The following is a 4,152-nucleotide window of genomic DNA, read 5'->3' as shown; positions in this document are numbered from 1 at the left end:
TGCCCGACAGCCGCCCGGCAAAGTTCAGCGCCACCCGCTCGGCCATCAGGATCGAGGCGGCAGAGCCTTCGATCCGCATCAGGGTTTCGCCCGGCGCGAAAGGAGCGCCATCGGCCACCAGCGGCGTGATCTGCAAGCCGGGATCGACCAGCCGGAAGGCCATCGCCGCCACTTGCAGCCCCGAGGCCACGCCCGCCCCGCGCGCATTCAGCCGCGCCGCATAGCGCAGGCCGGGGGCGATGACGGCGGCCACGGTGGCATCCCCCATCGGCCCAAGATCTTCGGTCAGCGCATGGCGCACAAGGGGTTCCAGCAGCAGGTCAGGCAACATCAGCAGGCACCTTTTCATCACGCAGCGCCAGGGCATCGGCCAGAAACAGGCGGCTGCGGCGGGCAAGTTCGGGGTCGGGTTGGGGGTGATCGGCGCGGAAATGGCCGCCCCGGCTTTCGCAGCGCAGCAGCGCGGCGGCGGCAATCAGGGTGGCGGCGGCCACCATGTTCTTCGCAGAGTCGGTCTGGGCCTGCTGGTCCAGCGCGCGCAAAGCGTCAAGCGCATGGCGCAATCCAGATCCGTCGCGGATCACGCCACAGCCCTCGGTCATCAGCGCGCGCAGGCGGCGGATCAGCGGGGCCTCGTCGGGTAGCGCAGCCGCCGGGGGCAGCGGCGGGACGGCAAGCTCGGGTTCCGGGGACCAAGCCCGTTCCGCGGCAATGTCCTGCGCCGCGCGCCCGGCCATCACCATCGCCTCCAGCAAGCCGTTCGAGGCCAGGCGATTGGCGCCATGCAGCCCGGTCGAGGCGACCTCGCCCGCCACCCAAAGCCCCGGCAGCGAACTGCGGCCCTGCGCATCACAGGCCACGCCCCCCATGTGATAATGCGCCGCCGCCGCGACGGGCAGCAGATCGCGCGCGGGGTCAAGCCCGGCGCGGGCGCAGGCGGCGCTGACCGTGGGGAAATGCGCAGGCCCGCCGGGCGCAAAGATCGCGCGGGCATCCAGCGCAGGCGCCAGCCCGGCCTGCGATTGGGCATAGACAGCGCGGGCCACAATGTCGCGCGGGGCCAGCTCGGCGGCCTTGTGCTGGCCCGCCATGAAGGGGACGCCCAGCCGGTTCACCAGCCGCGCGCCCTCGCCGCGCAGCGCCTCGGTCAGCAGGGGGGCCGGATCACCGCCGACATGCAGGGCGGTGGGGTGAAACTGCACGAATTCGGCATCGGCCACCGCCGCCCCCGCCCGCGCCGCCATGCCAAGCCCCTGGCCGCGTATATGGCCCGGATTGGTGGTGACGGTGTAAAGCCCGGCAGCCCCGCCCGAGGCGAGCAGGATCGCCGGCGCCCGGATCAGCCGCGCCACCCGGCCCGGCTGGCCCAGCCAGACCCCGGTGACCCTTCCCGCCGTCACCTCCAGCCGCTCGGCCGCGAGGCCCTCGACCACCTGCACCGAAGGCGCCTGGCGCACCGCCGCAATCAGCGCCGAAAGGATGGCCGCGCCGGTGCGGTCGCCCTCGACCCGCGCGACGCGGGGCTGGCTATGGGCAGCCTCTTGCGACAGGGCGTAATCGCCGGCGGGTGTCCGGTCGAACGCCACGCCGCCCGCCGCTAAGGCCGCCACGCACCCGGGCGCCGCCTCGGCCACGATCCCGGCCATAAGGCCATCCACGATGCCCGCCCCGGCCTCCAGCGTATCGGCGACATGCGCCGCCACACTGTCGCCCGCCCCCAAGGCCGCCGCCACACCGCCCTGTGCCAGTGCGGAAGCGGCACCTTGCCCCAAAGGCGCGGGCGAGATCACCAGAACCGGGCAGGGGGCCAGCCGCAGCGCCGCCGTCAGCGCGGCGATGCCAGCGCCCAGAATGACAATGCGGCCCGTATGCTGCGCCTCTGCCGCCATCACGCCGCCGACCGCGCGCTGGACAGCGTGATCATCCGCTCCACCGCCGCCCGCGCCGGGGCGATGACCTCGGGCGCCACCTCGACCGGCGTGGTCATGCTGTGCAGCGACCACAGCACCTTCTCCAGCGTGATCATCTTCATATAGGGGCACATGTTGCAGGGGCCGACAAACTCCACATCCGGGTGCGCATCCGCGATATTGGAGGCCATGGAGCATTCGGTGACCAGCAGCGCCTTGGCGGGCCGCTGGCGCGCCACGAAATCAATGATCCCGGCGGTCGAGCCGGTGAAATCGGCCTCGGCCACCACATCCGCCGGGCATTCGGGATGGGCGATGATGGTGGTATCGGGCTGGAAGGCGCGGAACTCGCGCAGATCCTGTGCCGTGAAACGCTCATGCACGATGCAGGCGCCATCCCACCAGATGATGCGTTTCTCGGGCACCAACCTCGCCACATTCTGTGCCAGATGCTTGTCTGGCGTCATGATCACCGTATCGCCGGGCAGGGCGCGCACGATCTGCACCGCGTTGGAGGACGTGCAGCACACATCCGAGGCCGCCTTCACCGCCGCCGTGGTGTTCACATAGCTGACCACCGGCACCCCCGGATGGCGGGCGCGCATCTCGGCGATGCCCTCTGCGGTGATCGCCTCGGCCAGCGAACAGCCCGCGCCCATATCGGGCATCAGAACGGTCTTGCCCGGGTTGAGGATTTTCGAGGTCTCGGCCATGAAATGCACCCCGCATTGCACGATCACCGGCGCCTCGACCCTTGTGGCGGCAATGGCGAGTTGCAGGCTGTCGCCTACCACATCGGCGATGCCGTGATAGATTTCCGGCGTCATGTAATTATGCGCCAGCACCACCGCGCCGCGCTGCTGTTTCAGGCGGTTGATCGCCAGAACATAGGGGGCATGGCGGGCCCAATCGGCCAAAGGCACCACCCGCGCCATGCGGGCATGGAGGTCACGCGTGGCCTCGGCCGCGGCCATGGAGGGGGCGAGGTCATAGGCGCCCTGCAAGGTCGCGCGGATGTCGGGCAGGCTGGGTGACATGGGGCATCCGTTCGGCAAGAGTGGGGCAAGCAAGGCGCAGCGCGCCACAGCTACAGCGGCGCGCTGAAATTTGCAAGATATTGAATTTCAAGTATTTTTTGTTTCTATACAAACAATCTTGGGCGGGCAACGCAGCCCAAGGCGGCGGCGCGACCTACACCAGCGCCACCATGGCGCAGCCGTCAAATTCCGCGCATAGTGCCTCGATTTCGGCGCGTTGCGGCATGAGGCAGGCCGCTGTTGACAGCGCATCGGCCAGCGCGGCCCTCGGGGCGGCGATGGAGACGGCGCGCCAGGCCGCGGCCGTCGGGTTGCCGCTGCGCGGATCGAGAATGTGGCTGCGCTGCGCCTGAGCGTCAAAGGTGGTCCCCTTGGGCGCCGAGGTGGCGAGAGCCCGCCCGTGCAGCGGCAGGCTGCGGCCATCCGGCAGCCGCACCGGCCAGACCCGATCCTGCGCGCCCTTGCCCGGCGCGCGCAATTCGCCGGTGTCGATCAGCACATCGCTCAGGCCCTCGGCCTCCAGCAGGGCGGCGATCCGGTCGGCGATATAGCCCTGCGCGATGCCGTTCAGGGTCAGCGCCATGCCGGGCTCCAGCCGGATCTGATCCGTCGCCAGCGCGACACGTGCCCAGCCGCGCGGCACGGCGGCCAGCGCGGCTGGGTCGGGCAGGCGCCCGGTGACCGCTGCCGCGGCATGCAGCGCCCAAAGCGGCTGCACCGTCGGATCAAAGCGCCCACCGCTGGCTGCATGAACGCGGCCCGCCAAGGTCAGGCATTCCAGCAGCTCAAAGGGCGGATCAGGCAAAAAGCCCGCCGCATTCAACCGCATCAGCGCCGATTGCGGGCGATAGAGGCTGAACACATCCTCCAGCCGGGCGATCTCGGCAAAGGCCCGCGCGGCCATCGCCGGGGCATCGGGATGGGCAAGGCGCAGCGTGGCCCGGGCGCCCAGGGCGTGCCCAGTGGCGACATGCAGCGGCGCGGCCCCGGCCCGATGCGCTGGCACCGAGGCCAGCGGCAGGGCTGCGGTGAGGGTCAGGAAACGACGGCGCGTCAGCATGGCTTAGCCTCCGGCTTGCTGCGACAAGGCGCGCAGACGGGTTTCATAATCGGGATCCTCGGCCAGCGCCGGGCTGGCGAGGGTGACAAGACTGTCGGGAATGGCCTCCAGCGCCATGACCGTGCCGCCATGGCGCCGCGCGAAC

At 70.4% G+C, this 4,152-nt stretch carries 3 protein-coding genes and 1 pseudogene; all 4 read right to left on the bottom strand.

Translation table 11 applies throughout. The features are described from left to right. A pseudogene (locus tag JNN06_RS12915) lies at positions 1-331 on the bottom strand (nicotinate-nucleotide diphosphorylase (carboxylating)); the annotation flags it as partial. Continuing rightward, entirely contained in the window at positions 321-2,003 is a 1,683-nt protein-coding gene (locus JNN06_RS12910) for an L-aspartate oxidase (RefSeq protein WP_366812829.1), read from the bottom strand. The gene JNN06_RS12910 and the pseudogene JNN06_RS12915, both read right to left, overlap by 11 nt. Then, the gene (gene nadA, locus JNN06_RS12905) at positions 1,889-2,947 is read right to left on the bottom strand and encodes a quinolinate synthase NadA (RefSeq protein ID WP_291240001.1); all 1,059 of its coding nucleotides are present in this window, start codon (positions 2,945-2,947) and stop codon (positions 1,889-1,891) included. Before nadA ends, JNN06_RS12910 begins: the two co-directional genes overlap by 115 nt. Before the next feature lie 154 nt (positions 2,948-3,101). Continuing rightward, positions 3,102-4,007 (bottom strand): FAD:protein FMN transferase, encoded by a 906-nt coding sequence (locus JNN06_RS12900; RefSeq protein ID WP_291240000.1) that lies wholly within the window; start codon positions 4,005-4,007, stop codon positions 3,102-3,104. Positions 4,008-4,152 lie beyond the last annotated feature (145 nt).

The sequence above is a fragment of the Gemmobacter sp. genome (assembly GCF_016792925.1).
GTDB lineage: Bacteria > Pseudomonadota > Alphaproteobacteria > Rhodobacterales > Rhodobacteraceae > Gemmobacter.
The sequence above is the reverse complement of the archived record's forward strand: the minus strand, read 5'-3'. Positions and strand labels throughout refer to the sequence as shown.

Bases quoted from the DNA above. Each gene is read 5' to 3' on its own strand.
- nadA (WP_291240001.1), bottom strand. From the start codon at position 2,947: ATGTCACCCAGCCTGCCCGACATCCGCGCGACCTTGCAGGGCGCCTAT.
- JNN06_RS12900 (WP_291240000.1), bottom strand. From the start codon at position 4,007: ATGCTGACGCGCCGTCGTTTCCTGACCCTCACCGCAGCCCTGCCGCTG.